Consider the following 26,222-nt stretch of genomic DNA (forward strand, 5'->3'; position numbering starts at 1 on the left):
TGTCACCCTGATTCATTATGACCTCCAGCAGCATGCTGTCATGATGCTCTAATTAATAAATGGGTCACGAACGCGCTACATTCTAGCGGCAGCAGCGGCCGTTGTCTTTAAGATTCAGGAGAGTGCATGGAGTTCAGTGTAAAAAGCGGTAGTCCGGAAAAACAGCGCAGTGCATGCATTGTAGTTGGTGTTTTCGAACCGCGTCGTCTGTCACCGATTGCCGAGCAACTGGATAAGATCAGCGACGGCTATATCAGCGCCCTGCTGCGCCGCGGTGAACTGGAAGGCAAAGTGGGCCAGACGCTGCTGCTGCATCATGTGCCGAATATCCTGTCAGAGCGTATTCTGCTGATTGGCTGCGGTAAAGAGCGTGAGCTGGACGAGCGCCAGTACAAACAGGTGATCCAGAAAACCATCAACACGTTGAATGACACCGGTTCGATGGAGGCCGTGTGCTTCCTGACCGAACTGCACGTCAAAGGGCGTAATACTTACTGGAAAGTCCGTCAGGCCGTCGAAACCTCGAAAGAGGCGCTGTATAACTTCGACCAGTTGAAGAGCAACAAAGCCGAACCGCGTCGTCCCCTGCGTAAGCTGGTGTTTAACGTGCCGACGCGCCGTGAACTCACCAGCGGTGAGCGCGCCATTCAGCACGGGCTGGCGGTGGCCGCCGGTGTGAAAGCGGCAAAAGATCTGGGCAACATGCCGCCGAACATTTGTAATCCTGCGTACCTGGCATCTCAGGCGCGCCAGCTGGCGGATGCCTACAGCAAAAACATCACGACTCGCGTCATCGGCGAGCAGCAGATGAAAGAGCTGGGCATGAACGCCTACCTCGCGGTGGGCGCGGGATCGCATAATGAATCCCTGATGTCGGTTATTGAGTACAAAGGCAATCCAGATACCGACGCACGTCCGATTGTGCTGGTGGGCAAAGGTCTGACGTTCGACTCCGGCGGTATCTCCATCAAGCCCGCGGACAGCATGGATGAGATGAAGTACGACATGTGCGGTGCGGCCTCGGTTTATGGCGTGATGCGCATGGTCGCCGAACTGAACCTGCCACTGAACGTGGTGGGCGTGCTGGTCGGCTGCGAGAACATGCCGGACGGCAAATCCATGCGTCCGGGCGACGTCCTGACCACCATGTCCGGTCAGACGGTTGAAGTATTGAATACCGATGCTGAGGGCCGTCTGGTGCTGTGTGATGCGCTGACCTACGTGGAGCGCTTCGATCCGGAAGTGGTGATTGACGTTGCCACGCTGACCGGCGCCTGCGTCATTGCTCTGGGTCATCACGTCAGTGGACTCTTGTCGAACCACAATCCGCTGGCGCATGAACTGATTGGTGCCTCGGAGCAGTCGGGCGATCGCGCCTGGCGTTTACCGATGGCCGATGAGTATCAGGAACAGCTGGAATCCAATTTTGCCGATATGGCGAACATTGGCGGCCGTCCGGGTGGGGCAATTACCGCCGCTTGCTTCCTGGCCCGATTTGCGCGCAAATATAACTGGGCGCATCTGGACATCGCCGGTACCGCCTGGCGTTCAGGCAAGGCCAAAGGCGCCACCGGTCGTCCGGTGCCAATGCTGTCACAGTTCCTGTTGAATCGTGCTGGCCTGAACGGCGACGATTAATCATACGGACCACCGAACCCATCGGGGCGGAGCTTACTCCGCCCTTCTTTTCTTTAAACAGGCAATTCGATGAAAAACGCAACCTTCTACGTGTTGGAAACCGATGCATCCCGCGATGGCTTAAGCGCCGTTGAAGCGCTGGTGTGCGATCTGGCGGAAACACGCTGGCGGGCGGGTAAGCGGGTGCTCATCGCCTGTGAAGATGAGCAGCAAGCGATTCGGCTTGATGAGGCGCTGTGGCAGCGCCCCGCCAACGCCTTTGTGCCGCACAATCTCGCCGGAGAAGGTCCGCGCTACGGCGCACCGGTTGAGCTGGCATGGCCGCAGCGTCGGGGCAATTCGCCACGCGACCTGCTGATCAGCCTGCTGCCGCAGTTCGCAGATTTTGCTACTGCTTTCCATGAAGTGATAGACTTCGTTCCTTATGAAGAATCGCTCAAACAGTTAGCGCGCGATCGCTATAAAGCCTATCGCAGCGTTGGCTTCCAATTGAATACGGCAACGCCACCACAGCCGGAAACGACATAGCAGAGATGGATAAGACATATAACCCGCAAGATATCGAGCAGCCGCTTTACGAACACTGGGAAAAGCAGGGCTACTTCAAACCGAATGGCGACACCCGCCAGGAAAGCTTTTGCATCATGATCCCGCCGCCGAACGTCACCGGTAGCTTGCACATGGGTCACGCCTTCCAGCAAACCATCATGGATACCATGATTCGCTACCAGCGCATGCAGGGCAAAAACACCCTGTGGCAGGCTGGTACCGACCATGCGGGCATCGCCACGCAGATGGTGGTTGAGCGTAAGATCGCCGCAGAAGAAGGCAAAACCCGTCAGGATTACGGTCGTGAAGCCTTTATCGACAAAATCTGGCAGTGGAAAGCCGAATCCGGTGGCACCATTACCCGCCAGATGCGCCGCCTGGGCAACTCGGTGGACTGGGAGCGTGAACGCTTCACCATGGATGAAGGCCTGTCCAATGCGGTGAAAGAAGTGTTTGTGCGCCTGTACAAAGAGAACCTGATTTACCGTGGCAAGCGCCTGGTGAACTGGGATCCGAAGCTGCGCACCGCGATCTCTGACCTGGAAGTGGAAAACCGTGAGAGCAAAGGCTCCATGTGGCACATCCGCTATCCGCTGGCCAACGGCGCCAAAACCGCCGACGGCAAAGATTACCTGGTTGTTGCCACCACGCGTCCGGAAACCCTGCTGGGCGATACCGGCGTGGCCGTGAACCCGGAAGATCCGCGTTACAAAGATCTGATCGGGAAGTTTGTGATGTTGCCGCTGGTGGATCGTCTGATCCCGATCGTGGGTGACGAGCACGCGGACATGGAAAAAGGCACCGGCTGCGTGAAAATCACCCCGGCGCATGACTTTAACGACTACGAAGTGGGCCGTCGTCATAAGCTGCCGATGATTAACATCCTGACCTTCGACGGCGATATCCGTGAAAGCGCGCAGGTTTATGACACCAACGGCGAAGCCAGCACCGCCTACAGCGACGCGATTCCTGCTGCTTTCCAGAAGATGGAGCGTTTTGCTGCGCGTAAGGCCATCGTGGCGGCGGTAGACGAGTTGGGCCTGCTGGAAGAGATCAAACCGCATGACCTCACCGTGCCTTACGGCGACCGTGGCGGCGTGGTCATCGAGCCGATGCTGACCGATCAGTGGTACGTGCGTACGGCACCGCTGGCAAAAGTCGCGGTTGAAGCGGTTGAGAATGGCGATATTCAGTTTGTACCGAAGCAGTACGAGAACATGTACTTCTCCTGGATGCGTGATATTCAGGACTGGTGTATTTCCCGTCAGCTGTGGTGGGGCCACCGTATCCCGGCCTGGTATGACAACGACGGCAACGTTTATGTGGGTCGTACCGAAGACGAGGTTCGCGCCGAGAACAACCTGGCTGCCGATGTGGCGCTGCGCCAGGACGACGACGTGCTGGACACCTGGTTCTCCTCAGGCCTGTGGACCTTCTCGACGCTGGGCTGGCCGGAAAATACCGAAGCCCTGCGCACCTTCCACCCTACCAGCGTGCTGGTGAGTGGCTTCGACATCATCTTCTTCTGGATTGCCCGCATGATCATGCTGACCATGCACTTCATCAAAGATGAAAACGGCAAGCCGCAGGTGCCGTTTAAAACCGTCTACATGACCGGTTTGATCCGCGACGAAGAAGGCCAGAAGATGTCCAAATCCAAGGGCAACGTGATTGACCCGCTGGATATGGTTGACGGCATTTCGCTGGAAGATCTGCTGGAAAAACGCACCGGCAACATGATGCAGCCGCAGCTGGCGGAAAAAATCCGCAAGCGTACCGAGAAGCAGTTCCCGAACGGCATTGAGCCATCAGGTACTGATGCCCTGCGCTTTACGCTGGCGGCGCTGGCATCAACCGGCCGTGATATCAACTGGGACATGAAGCGCCTGGAAGGTTATCGCAACTTCTGTAACAAACTGTGGAACGCCAGCCGCTTTGTGCTGATGAACACCGAAGACCAGGACTGCGGTCAGAACGGCGGCGAGATGACGCTGTCGCTGGCGGATCGCTGGATTCTGACCGAGTTCAACCACACGGTAAAAGCCTACCGTGAGGCGCTGGACAGCTATCGCTTTGATATCGCCGCCAACATTCTGTATGACTTTACCTGGAACCAGTTCTGCGACTGGTACCTGGAGCTGACGAAGCCGGTCATGAACAGCGGCAGCGAAGCAGAACTGCGCGGCACGCGCCACACGCTGGTTCACGTACTGGAAGCCCTGTTGCGTCTGGCGCACCCGATCATTCCGTTTATCACGGAAACCATCTGGCAGCGCGTGAAAGGCCTGAAAAACATCAGCGATGACACCATCATGCTGCAGCCGTTCCCGCAGTTTGATGCGGCGAAAGAAGATGCCGAAGCCAAAGCCGATATCGAGTGGATGAAGCAGGCGATCATCGCGGTGCGTAATATCCGTGCGGAGATGAACATCGCGCCGAGCAAGCTGCTGGATGTGCTGCTGCGCGACTGCTCTCCGGCGGCCCAGCGCCGCGTTGAGGCCAACCGTAACTTCCTGTCACGCCTGGCGCGACTGGAAAGCCTGACCATTCTGCCTGCGGGCGAGAAAGGCCCGGTGTCGGTGACCAAAATCGTGGAAGGCGCCGAGCTGCTGATCCCGATGGCGGATCTGGTGGATAAAACCGCTGAGCTGGAGCGTCTGGCCAAAGAGCTGCTGAAGCTGGATGTGGAAATCGAAAAGATCCAGACCAAGCTGGCTAACGAAGGCTTTGTTTCTCGCGCACCAGAAGCGGTCGTTGCTAAAGAGCGCGAGCGCGTCGCCGAGATGGAACAGTCCAAAGCAAAACTGATTGAACAGCAGGCGGTGATTGCCGCGCTGTAATCGTTCCGGTTTGTTTTCGCTAAAGCCCACGCTCCGGCGTGGGTTTTTTTTATGGTTTCATTTGCGGCGCATTGGGGAGTAGCGCGTTCAAGACCGCCGCCGTCGTCACCTTATCGCCCTTAATCAAGAGACAGTTCTGGCTCATGCTAACCAGGTCCGCTTTGGCTTTCTCATCAGCCTGCCACAGGAAGGCATTCCTTTTCAGCACCCTTTGCCTGAGCGCCTTTAAACGTGCCGGGCAGATCAGGTGAGTTTCGCCGTTGGTAAATGCCTCGATGCCTGTAATCAAACGTGCGTCGCCCGTCGCTTTACTGGGCCCCCAGACCGACGTGGGAAAGTAATAGGCCGGGAAGTCTTTCGACGGCACGGAAAACACCTTTTCGTGCCAGGACGCCATGCCGACGATTTCAATCGCACGCTGATTAATCTGCACCAGCTGAACAGAAAACAGCGTAAACACGCCGATGACCAGACCAGGTGAAAACGCCAAAATGGGTTTGAAGCCATGATGCGCTTTTATTTTATTGGTGAAGAGTGAGAACAGCGCCGGCATAAAAAGCAACAGATATAAACCGGTAATAATAAAATACTGCGGCAGGGTATTTTTCGCTGAGAAATAGATATCACCTGGCAATAAAAACAACAGAGGAAAAAAAGAGAGAACAGAGATAGCAACAGAAAAAAAAGTGTAAGAGAGATTGATTATAATAACGTTCAGGCTTATTTCTGCCAGTAAAAAACGCCTTTTACATTTTGCACTTAATCCGTTCTCAGCCGACCGAATACGCCTGAGCCTGGCAAGCAGCTGGCGCTGATGCTGTTGCCGGTGGCGATTAATCCGGTGATTCACCAGGCTGTGTACGCACAAAGCCACAACAAATGCCACAGGAAGGATCAGCCAGGCGCGTGCTGTGCTGCCAAAATAAAGCCATGTGAAAATAGTCAGGAAGGCGCTAAAGGCGGTGATCGCGCAGCAGCCTTCGTTATAGCGCCGCGTCGGGCGAGCTTTTTTGCCCTTTTGCACGGCGGATAATGAACAGAACCCGGAGGGAATAAGTAGCGTGACCGAAAATACGCTGAAAAACAGTATCGAGGTGATAAGGACAGCAATAACGCCAGCCACATTATTTATTATCAGCGGAAAAACATCCGGCCTGCCAATCCATTGAAAATATGCCCAGATGTTGATAAAGCCGACAATAATAAAGAAAGGGAAAAGGTCTTTAATGGTTTTAAAACTGAAGCGGGAAAACACGTTATACGCCTCCATGCACGGTGAACAATATTGCTTTTGCCCGACGATAATGCTATTTCTGACGCATGTCTAACCTGATTCCGTCACGCTACCCCGTTATGATCCCTGATACACAGCCGCAACCCTTGCTGCGTCCTATCGTCGCCGACGACAATCCCCATATCGCCCGGGTGATCCGCGACGTTTCTGCGGAATTTGGCCTGACGGCGGACAAAGGCTATACCGTGGCCGATCCCAACCTGGATCAGCTTTATGAGCTTTACCGCGCCGGGCACAGTGCTTACTGGGTGGTGGAGCATCAGGGAAAGGTGATGGGCGGCGGCGGCATTGCTCCCCTCGCCTGCAGCGCGCCGGATATCTGTGAGCTGCAAAAGATGTATTTCCTGCCGGAGATTCGCGGCCTCGGTGTGGCGCGTGAACTGGCGCTCTTAGCCATGGCGCACGCGCGTCAGCAGGGCTTTCGCAGCTGCTATCTGGAAACCACCGGCAGCCTGACCCGCGCCATCAAGCTTTATGAATCGCTGGGTTTTGCCCGCATCGACCATGCGCTGGGCTGTACCGGACATGGTGACTGCGAGTTCAGGATGCTGAAAACGCTGTAATGCGTTTAAAACGCCGGGACGCCGCTGTGAAAGCGCAACTCCGTGTCCGGTTCACTGATTAGCCTGGCCTCCGCTTCCCCAATCGCCCGCACGCGTGCCGCAATGTCTTTCGGGGAGATCTGTGCCGCCAGCGTCAGATAGTCCTGATAATGACGGGCTTCGGAACGCAGCAGCGAGATGTAGAACTTCTCGAGTTCACTGTCCAGGAAAGGCGCCAGGCTGGCAAAACGTTCGCAGGAACGCGCCTCAATATAGGCACCGCAAATCAGCTTATCCACCAGCGTGTCGGGTTCGTGGGTGGTCACTTCACGCAGCAGGCCTTTGGCATAACGGCTTGAGGTGATTTTCTCGTACACCAGGCCACGCGACTGCATAATTTCCCACACCTGATAAAAGTGATGCAGCTCCTCTTTGATCAGCAGCACCATCTTCTCCACCAGATCGTCGGCCCACGGCAGCTCGTTACGCACGATAATCGCTTTGGTCAGATTTTTATGGGCGTTGATAAAATCGCTGTCGCCGTCTTCGCGGAAGATAAAGTTCTCGTAGGGCCGCAGCCACGCCAGAATCCGGTCCCCGCTGGGCTTGTCGGCAACGTATTTGCGGATCAGCCACACGGCGGTCTGCGCGGCTTTCAGTTCGCACACCAGATGGTCGGTCAGGAGCAGGGTCAGGTTTTCGGGTTTGCGCGCTTCATCAATCCAGGCCTGCGGCGTGCGGCAGTGTAAAAACTGCTGTATTGGTTCAAGTAAGGGTGCGTAATTCATGGCTGTCAGACAGGGCAGGAAAACAGAACAGGCGGAGCAGGCTCCGCCCTCGACAGATCAGTGACGAATACCGTTGTCATCTTCATCGATGGCTTCGCCATCGTCTTCGTCGTCATCCTGGGCATTCGGATCTTCAAAGTAGGTGCCCCAGCCGTCATAGTCGACGTTGTATTTGGCCACCAGGTTCACCAGTTGTTCTACCTGCGCGTCGATCAGCTCGGCTTTCAGCGCGCCTTCGCTGAGGATGTCCACACACATCACGGTAGTGCCGTCTTCCAGCTCCAGCTCTTCTGGTTCGGTGACTTCATAGCCCAGTTTAAAGGCGTCCACCGCCGCTTTTTCCAGCGAGTCGAAGTTGTTACAGGAGAGATGGTGCTCAATGGTATAGAGCGCATCGGGATCGCTGCCATCCTCTAACAGTTCTTCGATGATCAGCCGCGTCTCTTCACGCTGCTCTTCCAACAATGCTTCAAATGCCATGGCAATATCCTCTCTGAGTTCGGCAATAAGTGATTATTTTCCCATACTGCCTGTCGCGCCACTACACAAAACAGAAAAGATTATTCTCACCAGGGTTGAAAATGCATATTCATACGGTTAAATTGAATTTTAATTCATTACGAAACCCGTACCGGAGTGCTGTATGAGTCAGTTGTATCACCGTCATTTCCTCAGGCTGCTGGATTTTACCCCGGCCGAGATCGATTACCTGCTTACGCTGTCTGCCGAATTAAAACACGCCAAAAAAACCGCCAGCGAAACCCAATACCTGAAAGGCAAAAACATCGCGCTCATCTTCGAAAAAGACTCGACCCGTACCCGATGCTCTTTCGAAGTTGCCGCTTACGATCAGGGGGCAAACGTCACTTACCTCGGCCCAAGCGGCAGCCAGATCGGCCATAAAGAGTCGATGAAAGACACCGCACGCGTGCTGGGTCGTATGTACGACGGTATTCAGTATCGAGGTTACGGTCAGGAACTGGTCGAAACGCTGGCGCAACATGCGGGCGTGCCGGTGTGGAACGGCCTGACCACTGAGTTCCATCCAACGCAACTGCTGGCCGATCTGCTGACCATGCAGGAGCATTTGCCGGGCAAACCGCTCAGTGAGATGACCCTGGTGTACGTGGGCGATGCCCGCAACAATATGGGCAACAGCATGCTGGAAGCGGCGGCACAGGTTGGCTTAGATCTGCGCATGGTTGCGCCGCAAAGCTGCTGGCCGGAAGCCGATCTGGTGACCCAGTGCCGTCAGGTTGCCGAACAGACCGGCGGCAAAATCACCCTGACGGCAGATATTGCCGAGGGCGTGAAAGGCGCCGATTTCATCTACACTGACGTCTGGGTTTCCATGGGTGAAGCCAAAGCGGTGTGGGAAGAACGTATTGCCCTGCTGCGCGACTATCAGGTCAACCACGCGATGCTCGCGCTGACCGGCAATCCGCAGGTGAAATTCCTGCACTGCTTACCGGCCTTCCATGACGATCAGACCACGCTGGGCCGTCAGATGGCGGAACAGTACGGCCTGCAGGATGGCATGGAGGTCAGCAATGACGTCTTTGAGTCGGCGCACAGCATCGTCTTCGACCAGGCGGAAAACCGCATGCACACCATTAAAGCGGTGATGGTGGCAACGCTGGGACAGCGCTAATCGGGCTGCCGCAAACGTTTACCTGTGGCGCGATTTTTCCTTGATGCGCATGTCTGATGGCGTATAATGCGCCACAATTTGCCGGAGGAAACATGCAACAGCATCGTGCACAATGTGACGCGCTACCTCGCCTCAACGCAGGCGGCACCGCTGTTTCTTTCCGTCATCGAACCGATCTTAAAAAAGCCCCTTTCTAAGGGGCTTTTTTTTGTCCGCAATCCGGCCGCGCCGCAGAGGAGAGAGCTATGGCTAACCCGCTATATCGCAAGCACATCATTTCAATTAACGATCTCAGCCGCGACGAGCTGGAGCTGGTGCTGCACACCGCTGCGCAGCTTAAAGCACATCCCCAGCCGGAACTGCTGAAACATAACGTGATCGCCAGTTGCTTCTTTGAGGCCTCGACCCGCACCCGGCTGTCGTTTGAAACCGCCATCCATCGCCTGGGCGCCTCTGCGGTGGGCTTCGCCGATGGCAGCAATACGTCACTGGGTAAAAAAGGGGAAACCCTGGCCGATACCATTTCGGTTATCAGCACCTATGTGGATGCCATCGTGATGCGTCATCCGCAGGAGGGCGCAGCACGGCTGGCCACCGAGTTTTCCAACGGCATCCCGATTCTGAATGCCGGAGACGGCGCAAATCAGCACCCAACGCAAACGCTGCTGGACCTGTTCACCATTCGTGAAACCCAGGGCCGCCTCAGCAACCTGAACGTGGCGATGGTGGGTGACCTCAAGTATGGCCGCACCGTGCATTCGCTGACCCAGGCGCTGGCGAAGTTTGACGGCAACCGTTTCTTCTTTATCGCCCCGGATGCGCTGGCGATGCCGGCGTATATTACCGATATGCTGGACGAGCAGAATATCACCTGGTCACGTCACGACAGCTTTGAAGAGGTGATGCCGGATCTGGATATTCTCTACATGACCCGGGTGCAGAAAGAGCGGCTTGACCCTTCAGAATATGCCAACGTTAAAGCGCAGTTTATTTTGCGCGCCGCAGACCTGAACGGTGCGCGCGACAACATGAAGGTGCTGCACCCGCTGCCGCGCATTGATGAAATCACCACCGACGTGGACAGCACGCCGTACGCCTGGTACTTCCAGCAGGCCGGTAACGGCATCTACGCACGCCAGGCTTTACTGGCACTGGTTTTAAACAGCGACACCGCCCTGTAAGGAGTGACAGTATGAGCCAGGATAACAAACTGCAGGTCGAAGCCATCAAAAACGGCACGGTTATCGATCACATCCCTGCGCAGGTAGGCTTTAAGCTCCTGTCGCTGTTTCGCCTGACCGAAACCGACCAGCGCATCACCATTGGCCTGAATCTGCCGTCGGGGGAGATGGGCCGCAAAGATTTGATTAAGATCGAGAACACTTATCTCACGGAAGATCAGATCAATCAGCTGGCGTTTTATGCCCCGCACGCCACCGTCAACCGCATTGATGACTATGAAGTGGTGGCCAAGATCGCCCCTGCGCTACCGGATCGCATCGATCGGGTGCTGACCTGCCCGAACAGCAACTGTATCAGCCGCACTGAGCCGGTGTTCTCCAGCTTCGCCGTGAAGCACCGCGCCGATGAGGTACACCTCAAGTGTAAATACTGTGAGAAAGAGTTCGCCCGTCATGTGGTATTGGGTCACTTTTAATCGGCTCTGCCGCGCTTATAATGAATCGCGTTTTATTGCGGGCAGCGCCTTTGCTGCCCCGGCCTGACTCTAAGGAGAAATGATGTCTCGTGAAATCAGTACGGAAAAAGCCCCAGCGGCTATCGGCCCTTACGTGCAGGGCGTAGATCTCGGTAGCATGATCATCACGTCCGGTCAGATTCCGGTGAACCCGGCCACGGGCGAGGTTGCCGAGGATGTATCCGCACAGGCGCGCCAGTCGCTGGAAAACGTGAAGGCGATTGTGGAAGCGGCGGGCCTGAAGGTTGCCGATATCGTGAAAACCACGGTATTCGTGAAAGATCTGAATGACTTTGCGACCGTAAACGCCACCTATGAAGCCTTTTTTACCGAGCACAATGCGCCCTTCCCGGCGCGCTCCTGCGTGGAAGTGGCCCGTCTGCCCAAAGATGTGAAGATTGAAATCGAAGCGATCGCGCTGCGTCGCTGATAAAAAAGCGTGCGCACCCGGTGCGCACGCGGTTTTCAGTCTGGCGTAACTGACCGCCGACCTTTCGTTATGTTTTCAAACCGTCCGCTTAAAAACGCTGCCAGTTATCCTGCCCACTTGTCGCCAGCGCCAGCACCGGCTTGGGTGCCCTGACGGCTGCAGGGTTGCGTTGTGGCGTCTCCCCTTAGGCCGATGGACCAGCAAGCGTAAATTTCCGCACCAGCGCAGCAAGCGTATCGGCCTGTTCCTGCAGAGAGAGCGACGCGGCCGAGGCTTCCTCCACCAGGGCCGCATTCTGCTGGGTCACATCGTCCATCTGATTAACCGCCTGATGCACCTGCGAAATTCCCTGACTCTGCTCGTTGGCCGCCGCGGCGATTTCGTTAACCAGATCGGTGACCTGACTGACCGCACCGCGCATCGTCTCCATATTGTGGTTCACGTTATCCGCCTGGGACGTTCCCGATTCGATCAACGCATTCGATGACTGAATCAGCCCTTTGATTTCACGGGCTGCGGTGGTGGAGCGCTGCGACAGGTTGCGCACTTCGCCTGCCACGACGGCAAAGCCGCGCCCATGTTCTCCGGCACGTGCCGCTTCAACCGCCGCGTTCAGCGCCAGGATGTTGGTTTGAAACGCAATGCCTTCAATCAGGGTGATGATGTCGCCTACCTTGCCCGAGCTGTCGCGAATCGACGCCATGGTAGTCAGCATGGTATTGAGCGCCGCTGAACTGGTGTCAGAGAGATTGCGCGTGTTTTCTGCAAGGTGACTTGCCTGGCGCGTGTTGTCTGCGGTCTGCCTGACGGTTTCACTGATTTGGGTCATGCTGGCTGCGGTTTGCTCCAGCGAGGCCGCCTGCTCTTCCGTGCGAGCCGACAAATCTTCATTGCCTGCCGCAATCTGTGCCGATGCACTGCTGACCGACTGTGAGGCGCTGCTGACCGCATGCAGGGCAGAAGAGATGCTTTCCATCAGGCGATTATACGAGCGTGCCATGATGCCGACCTCATCGCGGCGGCTGTCATCGGCCTTCAGGGAGAGATCAAGACGGGTGCTGGCGCGCTCCATCACATCACCAATGGCCTTCAGGCTGCGGCGGACGCGCAGGATGGTGAAGATCGTCAGCATGCCCAGCCCGATAATCGTCAGGGCAATACCGGCGGCCATGCCCCATTTGGTCTGCAGGTAGATATGTTGGTTTTGCAGGCGCAACGCTTCGCCAATTTTGCTGTTAAAGTCAAACTGATTGCGATAACTGCTTTTGAGTTGGGTGATGGCGCCGCCGATGCCCTCATCATCACTTAACAGCGCCAGGCTGAGTTGATTCTGATGAGCACGGGATGCACTGAGAAACGTCGGGAGATTTTGTTTTACCGCCGCGATAAGCCGGAGTGACTTTTCCGTCATCGCCCGATCCTCGTCATTCGTAATATCATTATCGATATAATATTTTGTTAATGTCGAAATATCCTCAATGCGTTTTTGGATCACCGCTTCCAGGCTGGCCAGTTTAGCGATCTCGTCTTCGGTCTGATGGCGATATAACGCCACGGAGAGGCGATTACTTTCGTCCACCAACCGGTTCAGCACCTTGAGCGAATCAATCGTATTGACCTGCACATATTCAAACCGCGCCTGAAAACCCGCGAGAAGTGAAAGGGTTACGATACCTAGAATAATTAACGAACCTGCTAAAAGCGTAAAAGCCAGAGAGAGTCTTTGCGTCATATTCATTAAACCGAGCTCCTTTCTTTCCTTCGAGCTAATTCCCGAAGGAAGCCAGAAATTAATCGGCAATATCAAATAAATATTTATTTCAAATTTTTTAACGTTGAATTCGATTTCAAGTTTAAATTAATTATGCATCTTAAAAAGTTATCGCAATTAAAATTAAATAACAATTAAAAACAATCACCAAATAAACTATATTATTTTGAATAGTAAATATATTGCTTCGGCAAAAAAAGAGGGGGACAAAGGGCGAGACGGTGCGTTCGAGGCAGGAAAGAAAAGCCAAACGGCGGGGCCAGCGCGCCCCGCCGTGGTGACATCAGGGGCGGGAGGACGGCCGCCACAGCCACAAGACGGCAATCGCCAGTGCAAACAGTGCGCCGAAGCCCATGCCGGTCGCAACCGCAGGCGCGCCAGCCCGAATGGCTAAGGTGTACAGCCCAAGCATCACCAGCATGGCGGTGTTTTCAACGAGATTCTGTACCGCGATGGCATTACCGGATCCCACGCTCTGTTTGCCCCGCTCCTGCAGCAGCGCGTTAAGCGGAACCACGAAGAAACCGCCGAGTACGCCAATCACCAACAGCAGCAGGTAAGCATTCAGCAGCGTATGTTGCAGCGAGAAAACCACCACCACGATCCCAATCAGCACACCGGCAGGCATACAGCGGCGCACGGTCTCCAGCGTGACGAGCCTGGCCGCCAGCGCCGCGCCCACGACGATACCGACCGCCACCATGGCATTCAGCGTGGTCGGGGTTTTGTTATCCTGGATCCCCAGCGCCACCGGCACCCATAACACCAGCAGAAAACGCAGCGTGACACCTGCGCCCCAAAACATGCTGGTCCCGAGCAGGGAGAAACGCGTTTCAGCGTTGTTCCACAGCACCCGCGTGGCGGCAATAAAGCTGCGCAGCATGGCCGCGAAGTTCCAGCTCTGGCCAGGACGCGCGGCGTGCAGTTTGGGGATAAACAGGTTCGCCGTTACCGCCACGGCATAGGTCAGGGCACAGACCGCCAGCGCGGCAACCAGGTTCCAGTCCGCCAGGATGCCGCCCGCCACCGAGCCCAGTAAGATCGCTGCAATGGTGGAAGCTTCCATCAGCCCGTTGGCTTTAACCAGCTTCTCGTCATGGGCGATTTCCACAAGGATGCCGTATTTGGCGGGCGAATACGCCGCCGCGCCGATCCCCACCAGCGTGTAACCCAGAAAGGGATTAAAGCCAAAGCAGATGATCATCGCGCCCAGTAGCTTCAGGCTGTTGGCAAACATCATGACCCGCCCTTTGGCAAAGCTGTCCGCCATCTGCCCCACAAACGGGGCCAGCAGGATATAGGTGGCTACAAACAGCATCTGCAAGATCGGCTGGCTCCAGTCGGGATAGAACTGGTTTTTTAATAATGCCAGGGTAGCAAACAGCAGGGCATTATCGCCGAACGCGGAGAAAAACTGCGCCACCATTACCGCTATCATGCCGCGCGACAATAACGGCGCATCACGTTCTGGGATCATGCCTGGTCCTCTTCTGCCATTTTTTTCAGGGTGACATAGTCAGGTTTACCACTGCCCAGTAGCGGCAGCTGTTTGACCACGCGAATGTCGCGCGGCACGGCCAGATCGGCGGCGCCCAGTTCACGCGCGGCTTTTTGCAGGCCCTCACGCGCTAAAGTGCTGTCGGTAGTAAACAGCACTAATGCTTCACCCCGATGACCGTCAGGGCGCAGCGAGGCCGCATGCTGCTTATCTGAAGAGGCCTTCAGGGCAATCTGCTCGACAATCTCCAGTGACACCATTTCTCCGGCTATTTTGGCAAAGCGCTTCGCCCTGCCCTGAATCTGGCAGAAGCCGCCCTCATCAAAGCTGACGATATCGCCAGTGTCATACCAGCCCGCTTCCATCTGTCCTTCCCCGTTATCCGCAACCGGGGTTTCCAGCACGCCGGGGTGCTCCACCCGCAGATAGCCCTTCATGATGTTAGGGCCACGCAGCTGGAGCTGCCCGCCGTTTTCGATGCCCGGCACCGACATCAGGCGAGAATCCATTCCCGGCAGGATACGGCCCACGGTATGCGCTTTGGCGGCCATCGGCACGTTGATCGCCACCACCGGCGCGCATTCAGTGACGCCGTAGCCTTCCAGAATACGAATGCCGTACTTGTCCATATACAGCTGGCGCGTGGTTTCCTGCAACTTCTCTGCCCCGGCCACCACGTAGCGCAGGCGGGCAAAGTCGTAGGGCTGGGCAAAGCGGGCATAGTTACCCAGGAAGGTGGAGGTCCCAAACAGGACGGTGCAGTTACGGTCGTAAACCAGCTCAGGCACGATCCGGTAGTGCAACGGGCTGGGATAGAGAAAGACCTGCGCTCCGGTCATCAGCGGCGTGAACAGCCCCACGGTCAGGCCAAAAGCATGAAACAGCGGCAGGGCCGACATAAAACGGTCACGCGGCGTAAAGTCGGCCACCGTGCGGATCTGCTCAACATTGGCCAGCAGGCTTTTGTGCGAGTGCACCACGCCTTTGGGATGGCCTTCCGATCCCGAGGTAAACAGCACCATCGCCGCCGCTTCCGGCTGCTGCGCCACCTGGGCCTGGCGCGGCGAGATCAGATGCGCCAGTATCCAGAGCTTGTCTTTGAGCGTGACGGTATCCTTCAGATCTTCCAGGTAGATCCACTGTACCTCTGTCAGGCTCTGCGGCAGGTGCCACAGGTTGCCCTTGTCCAGAAACTGGCGGGACGTAAACACGGTTTTCACTTTTGATGCGGTCAGCGCCGCGCGCATGCCGCTTACGCCAGCGGTATAGTTCAGCATCGCAGGCACGCGCCCACGCAGGGACGCGCCCAGGATAGCCGCCGCGGTAACCGTCGCGTTAGGCAGCAGCAGCCCTACGTACTCGTTAGGCTGGCTGTAACGCTCCAGAATCCGTCCGACACCCAACGCTTTTTTCAGTAAACCGGTGTAGCTGTCCGGTTTAAAATTCACGTCTTCAATGCAGCGTTTAAACGCGCCGTAGCGCTGACGGGCATTGAGGAAAGCCTCAAACAGGGTTTCCCGTGGACGCACCGCCATGCGTGCTTCCATCATAATGTGATGCAGGTGTTCACCGGCCAGCACGCGACGATCCCGGGCGCGTTTCGCTTCAGGCATCGGAATATGGGTACCGGGTAACACGCTGAGTGTGATGCGCGGAAACAAACGACGCTTAAAAACGCCCGCCAGGCGACCAAACGGCGTAAACTCCGCGCCTTCAATGCGCATCGGCACCACGGTTGCACCAGATTTTGCCGCGACAAATCCTGCCCCGCTGTAAATTTTCATCAGCGATCCGGTGACGGTAATCCGGCCTTCCGGGAAAATGACCACCGGACGCCCGCTGTCGATCAGCCGCACCAGCTGCTTCAGTCCCAAAGGTTTAGTGGGATCGAGCGGAACAAAATCCACGTACGGCTTGATGAGACGTAAAAACCAGTGCTCGCTGATCGACGAGTAAATCGCAAAAACCGGTTTGATGGGCAGAAACAGCGCCAGCAGCGCCCCATCCAGAAACGAGGTGTGATTCGGCGTAATCAGCACCTTCTGCTTATGCAGTTCAGCGAGATCGCCCCGGAGTTCAACCCGCCACAGCAGGCGGAATACCAGGCGGAAAAAGGTGAATAACATGCCGGCTCCTTAGCATCTTAAAATAGCCACTCACGATGCAGGATTTAGCCGTATTCGACAACTGATTATTGGCAGATTTCAGCGCTATGCCGCCTTCATGGAGCGGTATGCCAGCCGCCGCCCAGCGCCGCGATCAGCGCCACGCTACTGACCCACTGGGTGCTTTTCAGCGTCAGTAAACTTTGCTGTGCGCTCAGGCTGCTGTTTTCGGTTGTCGCCACATCCAGATAGTCAATCATCCCGGCCTCATACTGATTGCGAGTGACCTGCGCCGAAGTCTGCGCGGCGGCGGTGGCCCGCTGCTGTGCGGCGATTTCGCCCTGCAGCGTGTTCAGCTCCACCAGGCGGTCTTCGACATCCTGCATCGCCGTCAGCACCGTCTGTCGATAGTTCGCGACGCTGGCATCGTAAGCGGCGCGGGCCTGATCCACACTGGCCGAGGTGGCGCCAAAGTCCAGCAGCGAGCCGCTCAGCTCAGGCCCCAGCGACCAGACGCGGTTGGGTAAGGAAAACAGGTTATGCAGCGCAGATGCACTCACGCCGCCGCTGGCGCTGAGGCTGAGATCGGGATAGTACCCGGCGGTGGCAACCCCGATCGCCGCGTTGGCTGCCGCCATTTTACGCTCGGCCATCGCGATATCGGGACGGCGCTGCAGCAGTTCGGCCGGTAAGCCGCCGGGGATCGCCGGTAAGGTGGCCGTCAGCGTGGCCGCAGGCAGGCTGAAATCCGCAGGCGCTTTGCCCACCAGCAGGGCGATAGCATGTTCCATCTGGGCGCGCTGCCACTGATAATCCTGGGCCGAGGCGCTGGCGCTCTCCAGCTGTTGCTGCGCCTGAGCCACGGTAGCGCGGGATTCCGTTCCCGCCTGATACTGGTTCTGTATCACCCTCAGATAGCGCTGACAGGCGGCGATGCTCTGCTGATACAAACCAATTTTTTCGTCCATGATGCGCAACTGGAAGTAGTCTTCCGCCAGCTCGGTCTGGGCGCTCAGGGTGATATTGGCGAGTTCTGCTGCGCTGGCCTGCGCGCTGGCCTGATCCTCTTCCCGTGTCCGCCGCAGTTTGCCCCATAAATCCAGCTCCCAACTGGCGTTCAGCGCCGCCTGATGGCTGCTGCTGGTGGTGCGCGTACTCTCAGTGTGGCTGCCGCTCCGTGTCGTACTGGCGTCATAATCCAGGGTGGGGAACAGCGCCGCCCGGGACTGCGCCACCAGCGCCTGCGCCTGGCGGTACTGCGCCGCGTATTCAGCCACATTCTGGTTCGAGAGGCTGACCTGACTGAGCAGGCTGCTTAGCGTGGCATCCTGATACACCGCCCACCACTCGCCCTTATGCCGATCGTCCTGCGGCGTCGCCTGCTGCCAGCCTCTGGCCTCTTTGTAGTGAACCGGCATGGTCATCGCGGGACGCTGATAATCAGGGCCAACAGTACAGCCGCCCAATAGCAGGGTCAGCGCGACAGGAATAAATGGTTTCATAGCTTCAGGATCCCGCATGGCGCAGACGACGCCATTGACGTTGGGTGGCACGGCTCAGGCGATCGAGCCAGAGATAAATAACCGGTGTGGTAAACAGCGTCAGCAGCTGGCTCAGCGCTAATCCCCCGGCAATGGCAATGCCGAGCGGGCTGCGTAAGTCGGCATCACCGCCGCTGCCCAACGCCAGCGGCAGCGCCCCGAAGAACGCCGCCAGCGTGGTCATCATAATGGGGCGAAAGCGCATCAGGCAGGCCTGGGTAATCGCCTGCTGCGGTGACAGGCCAAGCCGCCGCTCGGCATCAATGGCAAAGTCGATCATCATAATCGCGTTCTTTTTTACTATACCGATCAACAGGATAATGCCGATCAGTGCGATCACCGTGAGCTGCGTATTGGTCAGTAACAGCAGCAGCAGCGCGCCTACGCCTGCCGAAGGCAAGGTGGACAGAATGGTCAGCGGATGAATATAGCTCTCATACAGCACACCCAGCACGATGTAGACCGCCACCAGCGCCGCCACAATCAGCCACGGCATCGTGGCGGTCAGTTGATTAAATTCGGCCGCTGTTCCGGCATAGCCCGCCTGAATGGTTGAGGGCAGGCCAAGCCGGGCCATCGCCTGTTTGATCAGCGCCTCCGCCTGCTCCAGCGAGACGCCGTCATTCAGGTTAAAGGCTATCGTGCTGGTCGCTGACTGCCCCTGATGCGTCACCGTTAGCGGCGCATTCCCCCCCGTGAAGCTGACAAAGGCCGACAGTGGAATACGATTGCCGCTGTCGTTAATCACGTAAAGCTGCTGCAACATCGCGGGATCGCGGGTGTCGCTGTCCTGCAGCGACATCACCACGTGATACTGATTGAGCGTATGGTACAGCGTGGCAATCTGGCGCTGGCTGAACGCGTTATTCAGCATCGTGTCCAGCATCTTCGCATTCACCCCCAGCCGGGTGGCCTGGTCGCGGTCGATCGTCAGCATCACTTCCTGACCGCCGGTTTGCGCATCGGAATCAACGCTGTTGAGCTGCGGAATAGCCGCCAGTGCCGCCTGGACTTTAGGCGTCCACTCGCGCAGCAGGGCAAGATCGTCCGCCTGCAGGCTGTACTGATAGGTGGCATTGGCACTGCGCCCGCCGATATGCAGATCCTGCGCCGCCATCAGAAACAGCTGCGCACCGGGGATCTTACTGGTTTTCTGGCTTAAGCGGTTAGCCACCTGGCTGGCCGTGGCATCACGCTTGTCAAAAGCTTTAAGCCGGACAAAAAAGTCGGCGTTATTGCGCGAGCCAAACATCCCGCTGCCCATGGATGACATCACGCTTTCAACGGCAGGATCGGACCGAATGATCTGGGTGAACTGCAGCATCTTCGGCTTCATCGCCTGAAACGAAATGTTCTGATCCGCCCGTAAGGCGCCCATCAGCAGGCCCGTATCCTGTTCGGGGAAAAAGCCTTTCTGCACCACCGTATAGAGAAACAGGTTAAGCAGCACGGTGAGCAGCAGGCTGAACAGAGTCAGTTTCTGATGGCGCATGACCCAGTCAAGGCCGCGCGAGTAGGCCGCAAGCGCGTGGTTTAGCTGATTTTCAATCCACTGATAGAGCGGATGCGGGCGCTTGCTCACGTTGGGTTTCGGTTTCAGCAGCCGCGCGCAGAGCATCGGCGTCAGGCTCAGCGAGACAAACATCGAAATCACCAGGGAAACGGTTAGCGTGACCGCAAACTCGCGAAACAGCCGTCCCAGCAGGCTGCCCATCAGCAGGATGGGAATAAACACGGCAATCAGCGAGACCGTCATCGACAGCACGGTAAAGCTAACCTCCCGCGCACCGCGAATGGCCGCACGCAGCGGGCGCTGGCCGGCTTCAATATGACGGGTGATATTTTCCAGCACCACGATGGCGTCATCGACCACGAATCCCGTAGCGATGATCAGCGCCATCAGCGACAGGTTATCCAGGCTGTAACCCAGCAGGTACATCACCGCACAGGTTCCGATCAGCGAGACCGGTAGCGCCAGGGCCGGAATGATCACCGCCTGCAGGTTGCGTAAAAACACAAACACCACCGCAATCACCAGCAGCACCGCAATCAGCAGCGTTTCTTCGGTATCGTATAGCGAGGCGCGCACGCCGGGCGAACGGTCCACCACCACCTTAAGCTGCGTATCGGCAGGCAGATCTTTTTCCAGGGCAGGCAGGCGGGCTTTGATGGCATCGATGGTATCCAGCATGTTGGCGCCCGCCTGGCGCTTAATACCCACCATGACCGCCGGTTGGGCATTGAGAAAGCCCGCCTGATAGCGGTCCTCCACTGAATCGTACACGCTGGCGACGTCGCCCAGGCGCACGACATTGCCGTCTGTGTTGCTGATAATCAGGTTGCGATAGCTGGCGGCTTTGTCCAGTTGGCCATTGCCGTCCACCATCCACGACTGACTGCTGCCCTGCAGCGAGCCTTTGGGCAGCGTGGTGGTGCTGTTGGCCACCGCGCTGCGCACCGTATCCAGCGAAATGCCTGCGTGGATGAGTTTACGCGGCTGCAGATCGATGCGGACCGCAGGCAGCGCGCTTCCCATTAATGACACGTCGCCCACGCCCTTGATCTGCCCCATCGCCTGTTCGATTTTACTTTCGGCCAGATCGTAGAGCTCACCCGGCGAGCGGGTGGCGGAGGTCAGCGCCAGCATGACAATTGGCGCATCCGAGGGGTTGGCTTTGTGGTAGGTCGGTAGCGATGCCATCGCGCTGGGCAGCAGGCTGCGTGCCGCGTTGATCGCCGCCTGCACGTCGCGGGCCGCGCCGTTAATATCCCGGTTAAGGTCGAATTGTAAAATGATCGTGCTGGAGCCCTGCGAGCTGTTTGAGGTCATCTCGGTGATGCCGGCAATTTGCCCCAGCGAGCGTTCCAGCGGCGTGGCAACCGTTGCCGCCATGGTTTCCGGGCTGGCACCGGCCAGGCTGGCGTTAACCATAATGGTGGGGAAATCCACCTGCGGCAGCGGGGCCACCGGCAACAGGCGGTAACCCAGCACGCCGAGCAGCAGAATCGCCATCGTCAACAGCAGCGTGGCGACCGGGCGGAAGATAAACAGCCGGGTCAGGTTCATTGCCCGCTCCGCGCCTGTTGCTGACGGCGTTTCACCCAGGCATTGCCGCGCCGGGCAATCCCATCAAACCACAGATAGATCACCGGCGTGGAGAACAGCGTCAGTACCTGGCTGACGATCAATCCGCCGACAATCACCAGCCCCATTGGTTGGCGCAGTTCTGCGCCCGATCCGGACGCCAGCATCAACGGCAGTGCGCCCAGCAGCGCCGCCATGGTGGTCATCAGTATCGGGCGGAAACGCAGCAGACAGGCCTGATGAATGGCTTCCCGGGGGGAGAGATGCTGCTTTTTTTCGGCCTCCAGCGCAAAATCGATCATCATGATGGCGTTCTTCTTCACGATGCCGATGAGCAGAATCACCCCGATCAGCGCAATCAGGCTGAACGCCGTATTCGCCAGCAACAGGGTTAACAACGCCCCGACCGCCGCAGAGGGCAGCGTCGAGAGGATCGTCACCGGATGGATAAAGCTTTCGTACAGAATGCCCAATACCACATACATCGTCAGCAGGGCCGCCAGTATCAGCCACAGCGTGTTACTTGTGGCGCGCTGAAACGCCGAGGTTTCTCCCTGATAGCGCAGCGTGATCGCCGAGGGCAGCTGCAGCTGCGCAGTCACTTGGGTAATGGCGTTCTGCGCATCTTCCAGCGAATAGCCGTCATTGAGATTGAAGGAGATCATCACCGCCGGAAACTGATTCAGCCGCATGTGCATCAGCGACCCGGTCCGTTGATGGATCGTGGCGATGGCGGTCAGCCTGACCATGCCGCTGCTGGTGCCGGTTGTGGCCGTGCTGGTGGCGGTTGAGGTTGATGAGGTATCCGGGCTGCTACTGGCAGACGTGCTGTCTGATGCGGTGCCGGACGTGCTGGCAGAGGGTTTCAGATACACATCGTCGAAAGCGGCCGGGCTTTGCTGGTATTGTGGAGCGACTTCCAGCACCACGCGATACTGATTCGACTGGGTAAAGATCGTCGAAACCAGCCGCTGTCCAAACGCGCTATAGAGCGCGCTATCAACGTCCGCTGCGGTCACGCCCAACCGCGCGGCTTTGTCCCGGTTCAGCTCGACATAAGCCACCTGGCCCTGATCCTGTAGGTTACTTACCACGCCGTTGAACTCCGGCCGTTTCTGCAAGGCCGCCACCAGTTTCGGCGACCAGGTCACCAGGTCTTCGCTGTTGGCATCGTCAAGGGTGAACTGATACTGGCTCGGCGTGACCTGATCGTTGACCGTCAGATCCTGTGCCGGTTGCAGATAGAGCTGAATGCCGACCACCTGCGTTGCCGCCTCCTGCAGTTGCTTGATGACTGCACCGGCTTTGTCGTCGCGTTGACCAAAGGGCTTCAGGTTGATCTGCAACCGACCGCTGTTCAGGCTGGTGTTGTTGCCGTCAATACCGATGGTCGAAGAGACGCTCTCAACCGCCGGATTCTGCACGATCACCGCAGACAGCGCCTGCTGGCGCCTCGCCATCTCGGTAAAAGAGACGTCCTGCGTGGCCACGGTTACGCCCTGAATCAACCCGGTATCCTGAGTTGGGAAGAAGCCTTTGGGGACAAGGATATACAGCAGCGCGGTGAGAGCAAAGGTCGCCAGCGCCGCCAGCAGCGTCAGTTTCTGATGATTCAGCACCCGGGTCAGCAGGCGGTCGTACCCGCGAATCAGCCAGTCAAAAACCTCGCCGCCTTTGCGCGCGAAACGGGACTGCTTCTCGGGCGGAACAGAGCGCAGCAGGTAAGCACACAGCATCGGCGTTAAGGTCAGCGAGACCAGCATTGAAACCAGAATGGATACCGCCAGCGTGATGGCAAACTCACGAAACAGGCGTCCCACCACGTCGCCCATAAACAACAGCGGAATCAACACCGCAATCAGGGAAAAGGTCAGAGAGATGATGGTAAAGCCAATCTGCTGCGATCCCTTTAACGCCGCCTCCAGCGGTGGCTCCCCTGCTTCCAGCCGCCGGGAAATATTCTCGACCACCACTATCGCGTCGTCGATCACAAAACCGGTGGCAATCGTCAGCGCCATCAGCGACAGGTTATTGAGGCTGAAGCCGGCGAGATACATCACGCCAAAGGTGCCCACCAGCGAAAGCGGTACCGCCACGCTGGGGATCAGCGTGGCCGCCACGTTACGCAGGAACAGAAAGGTCACCATCACCACCAGCGCAATGGACAGCATCAGCTCAAACTGGACATCGCTAATGGAGGCGCGAATGGTTTGGGTACGATCGGACAGGATGGTCATTTTCACGCCGTCGGGCAGCGCGGCCTGCAGCGTGGGCAACTGCGCCTTGATGCTGTCCACCACCTGGATGACATTCGCCCCCGGCTGGCGCTGCACGCCGATCACGATGGCCGGGTGGTGGTTGGCCCAGGCAGACTGAAAGCTGTTCTCCGGTCCCTGCTCAATATGGGCGATGTCCTTCAGCCTCAGGGCGGCGCCGTTCTGGTAGGTCAGAATCAGGTTGCCGTATTCGGCGGCGGTGCGTAGCTGGTCGTTGGCGTCAATGGTGACGGAGTGATAGCGGCCGTCAAATCCGCCCTTGGAGCCTTTGACGTTGCTGTTGCCGATAAGCGTATTCACGTCTTCCAGCGTCAGGCCATGGGCCGCCAGCGCCTGCGGGTTCATCTGCACGCGAATTGCCGGTTGGTGACCGCCCGCGAGCGTTACCATGCCCACGCCGGAAATTTGCGAGAGCTTGAGCGCAACGCGGGTATTTACCAGGTCCTGAACCTGCGTCAGCGGCAGCGTATCCGAGCTGGCAGCTAAGGTGATGACTGCACTGTCGGCCGGATTGACCTTTTTATAGGTGGGCGGCGTGGGCAGATCGGTCGGCAGCAAATTACTGGCGGCGTTGATGGCGGCCTGCACCTCCTGCTCGGCCACATCCAGCGACAGATCCAGGCTGAACGTCAGGGTGATGATCGACGATCCGCCTGAACTGGTCGAGCTCATCTGGCTCAGGCCTGACATCTGTCCCAGCTGACGCTCCAGCGGTGAAGTGATCGTCGATGCCATTACGTCCGGGCTGGCACCGGGATAGAGCGTTGTCACCTGAATGGTTGGGTAATCGACCTGCGGCAGCGCCGACGTTGAGAGAAACCGGTAAGCAAACAGCCCAGCGATCAGCACGCCCGCCATCAGCAGGATGGTGGCGACCGGACGCAGAATAAAAAGGCGTGACGGGTTCATTGTGCCTCAGCCGGTGGGGTCGGTTGGGTGCTGTCGGCGACCGAAACTTTACTGCCATTGGTCAGGCGATCGATCCCTTCCGTGACCAGACGGTCGCCAGGCTTCACGCCCTGCAGAATAGCCTGCCACGTCTCACCGTAAGCCGGACCTGCCGTAACCGGCTGGCGCGTCACGGTGTTGTCTTTATTGATGATAAAAACAAAGCTGCCGTCGCTGCTTAACTGTAACGCCTGTGCCGGAATAATGGTGGCGCCTTTCAGCACGCTGGTTTGCAGGCGTAGGTTCACAAACTGGTTGGCGTACAGCGCCTCGTCGTCGTTAGCGAACAGGGCTTTCAGCGTAATGGTGCCGGTCGCCGTGTCGATCTCGTTGCTGATAAATTTCACCTGCCCCTGACCCAGGGCATGCTGGTTATCCTGATCGAAGGCGGTGGCGGGCAGCGTCTGACCATGATGAAGGACGCTGACCAGCGTCGGAATGTTGCTTTGTGGCACGCTGAAGGTTACCGCTGCTGGCTGCATCTGAGTAATGGTCACCAGCCCGGTCGTGGAGGCGCTCTGAATCATATTGCCCGGATCGACCTGGCGCAGCCCTACCCGACCACTGACGGGTGCGGTGATGCGCGCATAGCCAATATTCAGCCTGGCGCTGGCAATCTGGGCCTGATCGGCAGCCACTGCGCCGCGATACTGTCCCACGGTCGCAATTTGCGTATCTAAATCCTGGCGAGACAGCGAGTCCTGGGCCGCCAGTTTACGGTAGCGTGCCAGCGTCAGTTCGGCACTTTTCAGCAACGCCGTATTTTCACTGAGTTCCCCCTGATACTGATTCAGCGTGGCCTCATAGCTGCGGGGATCGATCTGCGCCAGCAGCTGGCCCGCTTCAACTTTCTGCCCTTCGGTGAAGTAGACCTTCTCCAGTTGACCGTCTACCCGGCTGGTGACCGTCACGCTGGCATTGGGGATCACCGTACCCAGTGCATTGAGATAGACCGGCACATCGGCGGTGCGTGCGGTGCCGCTGTGAACCAGCGTCGTGCCGCCTGTCAGCATACCAGGGCCGCCATGGCGTCCGGCATGACCGCGCGTGGGCAGGGGGCCGCCTGCGCCTTTATGGCCCATCAATCGCCATGCCACGGCGGCAACCATTAACAGCGCGATGAGCAGAAGCAGCCATTTCAGCCAGCGGGAACCACGGGTACGGGGATCGTGAGTAGTCATCGAACTCTTCAGGTAAACAGGAATAAAGGAAATCCTCCCGGTGGGAGGCATCGTCGAAACGGCATCTGCAAAGATTATCGGCTACTTGTGTTACGACTTTCCATCGCCAAACCGTAAGGGTTGCGTTAAGAAACCTTACCAGTCCCCTGTCCAGGGCGTGGACCCGCACGGATAACAGGGGCTGGCGGCAGGCGTAGTGGGCAAAAAAAAACCCACGCATCTGCGTGGGTTGGTGTAATAACGATTGGCCTTGCCGGAGCAGTGCCCGTTTTCACACCCATCAATACCTCTGGGATGTTCATACTCTCACCCTGCAGGCGTCAGTGACAGGTGAAAAAGGAAAATGAATTCGGCGAAATGAAACGAGGTGTAAAAACATCCACACCTCA

At 57.5% G+C, this 26,222-nt stretch carries 18 protein-coding genes; 8 read left to right on the forward strand and 10 right to left on the reverse strand.

From position 1 onward, the window contains the following. The first annotated feature begins 126 nt into the window (after positions 1-126). The 3 genes from pepA (at position 127) to GKC68_RS19435 (ending at position 5,027) form a co-directional block, all read left to right on the forward strand. Positions 127-1,638 carry a leucyl aminopeptidase gene (gene pepA, locus GKC68_RS19425; RefSeq protein WP_013024392.1) on the forward strand — a complete coding sequence of 504 codons (1,512 nt, stop codon included), beginning with the start codon at positions 127-129 and terminating at the stop codon, positions 1,636-1,638. A 69-nt stretch (positions 1,639-1,707) separates the two neighbouring features. Then, positions 1,708-2,166: a DNA polymerase III subunit chi gene (locus tag GKC68_RS19430; protein ID WP_028723042.1), complete on the forward strand. Its 459-nt coding sequence runs from the start codon at positions 1,708-1,710 to the stop codon at positions 2,164-2,166. 5 nt (positions 2,167-2,171) lie between these two features. Beyond that, on the forward strand, positions 2,172-5,027 hold the full coding sequence (locus tag GKC68_RS19435; RefSeq protein WP_028723043.1) for a valine--tRNA ligase: 2,856 nt from the start codon (positions 2,172-2,174) through the stop codon (positions 5,025-5,027). 49 nt (positions 5,028-5,076) lie between these two features. On the opposite strand, the gene GKC68_RS19440 is transcribed toward GKC68_RS19435, so the two are convergent. Further along, the gene (locus GKC68_RS19440) at positions 5,077-5,580 is read right to left on the reverse strand and encodes a hypothetical protein (protein ID WP_342656433.1); all 504 of its coding nucleotides are present in this window, start codon (positions 5,578-5,580) and stop codon (positions 5,077-5,079) included. A 767-nt stretch (positions 5,581-6,347) separates the two neighbouring features. On the opposite strand from GKC68_RS19440, the gene GKC68_RS19445 reads away from it, so the two are divergent. Further along, positions 6,348-6,884 (forward strand): GNAT family N-acetyltransferase, encoded by a 537-nt coding sequence (locus GKC68_RS19445; protein WP_342656434.1) that lies wholly within the window; start codon positions 6,348-6,350, stop codon positions 6,882-6,884. 5 nt (positions 6,885-6,889) lie between these two features. Here GKC68_RS19445 and miaE read toward each other — a convergent pair whose 3' ends face one another. Together miaE and rraB are read right to left on the reverse strand one after the other, a co-directional pair. Beyond that, positions 6,890-7,651, reverse strand: coding sequence for a tRNA isopentenyl-2-thiomethyl-A-37 hydroxylase MiaE (gene miaE / locus GKC68_RS19450; protein ID WP_028723046.1), 762 nt, complete (start codon positions 7,649-7,651; stop codon positions 6,890-6,892). A 57-nt stretch (positions 7,652-7,708) separates the two neighbouring features. Continuing rightward, positions 7,709-8,131, reverse strand: a complete 423-nt coding sequence (rraB, locus tag GKC68_RS19455) for a ribonuclease E inhibitor RraB (protein ID WP_013024385.1) — start codon at positions 8,129-8,131, stop codon at positions 7,709-7,711. A gap of 163 nt (positions 8,132-8,294) precedes the next feature. Here rraB and argF point away from each other — a divergent pair, with 163 nt between their 5' ends. The 4 genes from argF to ridA all read left to right on the forward strand — a co-directional run bounded on the left by argF (position 8,295) and on the right by ridA (position 11,428). After that, complete coding sequence (argF, locus tag GKC68_RS19460) at positions 8,295-9,302, forward strand: ornithine carbamoyltransferase (protein ID WP_028723047.1); 1,008 nt, start codon at positions 8,295-8,297, stop codon at positions 9,300-9,302. A 245-nt stretch (positions 9,303-9,547) separates the two neighbouring features. Next, on the forward strand, positions 9,548-10,483 hold the full coding sequence (gene pyrB, locus GKC68_RS19465) for an aspartate carbamoyltransferase (RefSeq protein ID WP_013024383.1): 936 nt from the start codon (positions 9,548-9,550) through the stop codon (positions 10,481-10,483). A gap of 11 nt (positions 10,484-10,494) precedes the next feature. Continuing rightward, positions 10,495-10,959 (forward strand): aspartate carbamoyltransferase regulatory subunit, encoded by a 465-nt coding sequence (pyrI, locus tag GKC68_RS19470; RefSeq protein ID WP_028723048.1) that lies wholly within the window; start codon positions 10,495-10,497, stop codon positions 10,957-10,959. Positions 10,960-11,041: 82 nt separating this feature from the next. Then, a complete protein-coding gene (ridA, locus tag GKC68_RS19475) occupies positions 11,042-11,428 on the forward strand; it encodes a 2-iminobutanoate/2-iminopropanoate deaminase (protein WP_028723049.1) in 387 nt (128 codons plus the stop codon). Positions 11,429-11,612: 184 nt separating this feature from the next. On the opposite strand, the gene GKC68_RS19480 is transcribed toward ridA, so the two are convergent. From GKC68_RS19480 to GKC68_RS19510, 7 genes are all read right to left on the reverse strand, one after another. Further along, entirely contained in the window at positions 11,613-13,166 is a 1,554-nt protein-coding gene (locus tag GKC68_RS19480) for a methyl-accepting chemotaxis protein (protein ID WP_342656435.1), read from the reverse strand. A gap of 316 nt (positions 13,167-13,482) precedes the next feature. Next, positions 13,483-14,676: a lysophospholipid transporter LplT gene (lplT, locus tag GKC68_RS19485; protein ID WP_028723051.1), complete on the reverse strand. Its 1,194-nt coding sequence runs from the start codon at positions 14,674-14,676 to the stop codon at positions 13,483-13,485. Next, positions 14,673-16,823, reverse strand: a complete 2,151-nt coding sequence (aas, locus tag GKC68_RS19490) for a bifunctional acyl-ACP--phospholipid O-acyltransferase/long-chain-fatty-acid--ACP ligase (RefSeq protein ID WP_342656436.1) — start codon at positions 16,821-16,823, stop codon at positions 14,673-14,675. Before aas ends, lplT begins: the two co-directional genes overlap by 4 nt. A 95-nt stretch (positions 16,824-16,918) precedes the next feature. Then, complete coding sequence (locus tag GKC68_RS19495; protein WP_342656437.1) at positions 16,919-18,304, reverse strand: efflux transporter outer membrane subunit; 1,386 nt, start codon at positions 18,302-18,304, stop codon at positions 16,919-16,921. A gap of 4 nt (positions 18,305-18,308) precedes the next feature. Further along, positions 18,309-21,410, reverse strand: a complete 3,102-nt coding sequence (locus tag GKC68_RS19500) for an efflux RND transporter permease subunit (protein ID WP_342656438.1) — start codon at positions 21,408-21,410, stop codon at positions 18,309-18,311. Further along, a complete protein-coding gene (locus GKC68_RS19505) occupies positions 21,407-24,613 on the reverse strand; it encodes an efflux RND transporter permease subunit (protein WP_342656439.1) in 3,207 nt (1,068 codons plus the stop codon). The genes GKC68_RS19500 and GKC68_RS19505 overlap by 4 nt, the downstream gene beginning before the upstream one ends. Continuing rightward, positions 24,610-25,833 (reverse strand): MdtA/MuxA family multidrug efflux RND transporter periplasmic adaptor subunit, encoded by a 1,224-nt coding sequence (locus tag GKC68_RS19510; RefSeq protein WP_342656440.1) that lies wholly within the window; start codon positions 25,831-25,833, stop codon positions 24,610-24,612. The genes GKC68_RS19505 and GKC68_RS19510 overlap by 4 nt, the downstream gene beginning before the upstream one ends. Between the last annotated feature and the right edge of the window lie 389 nt (positions 25,834-26,222).

The sequence above is a fragment of the Pantoea sp. RSPAM1 genome (assembly GCF_038816185.1).
GTDB classification, from domain to species: domain Bacteria; phylum Pseudomonadota; class Gammaproteobacteria; order Enterobacterales; family Enterobacteriaceae; genus Pantoea; species Pantoea ananatis.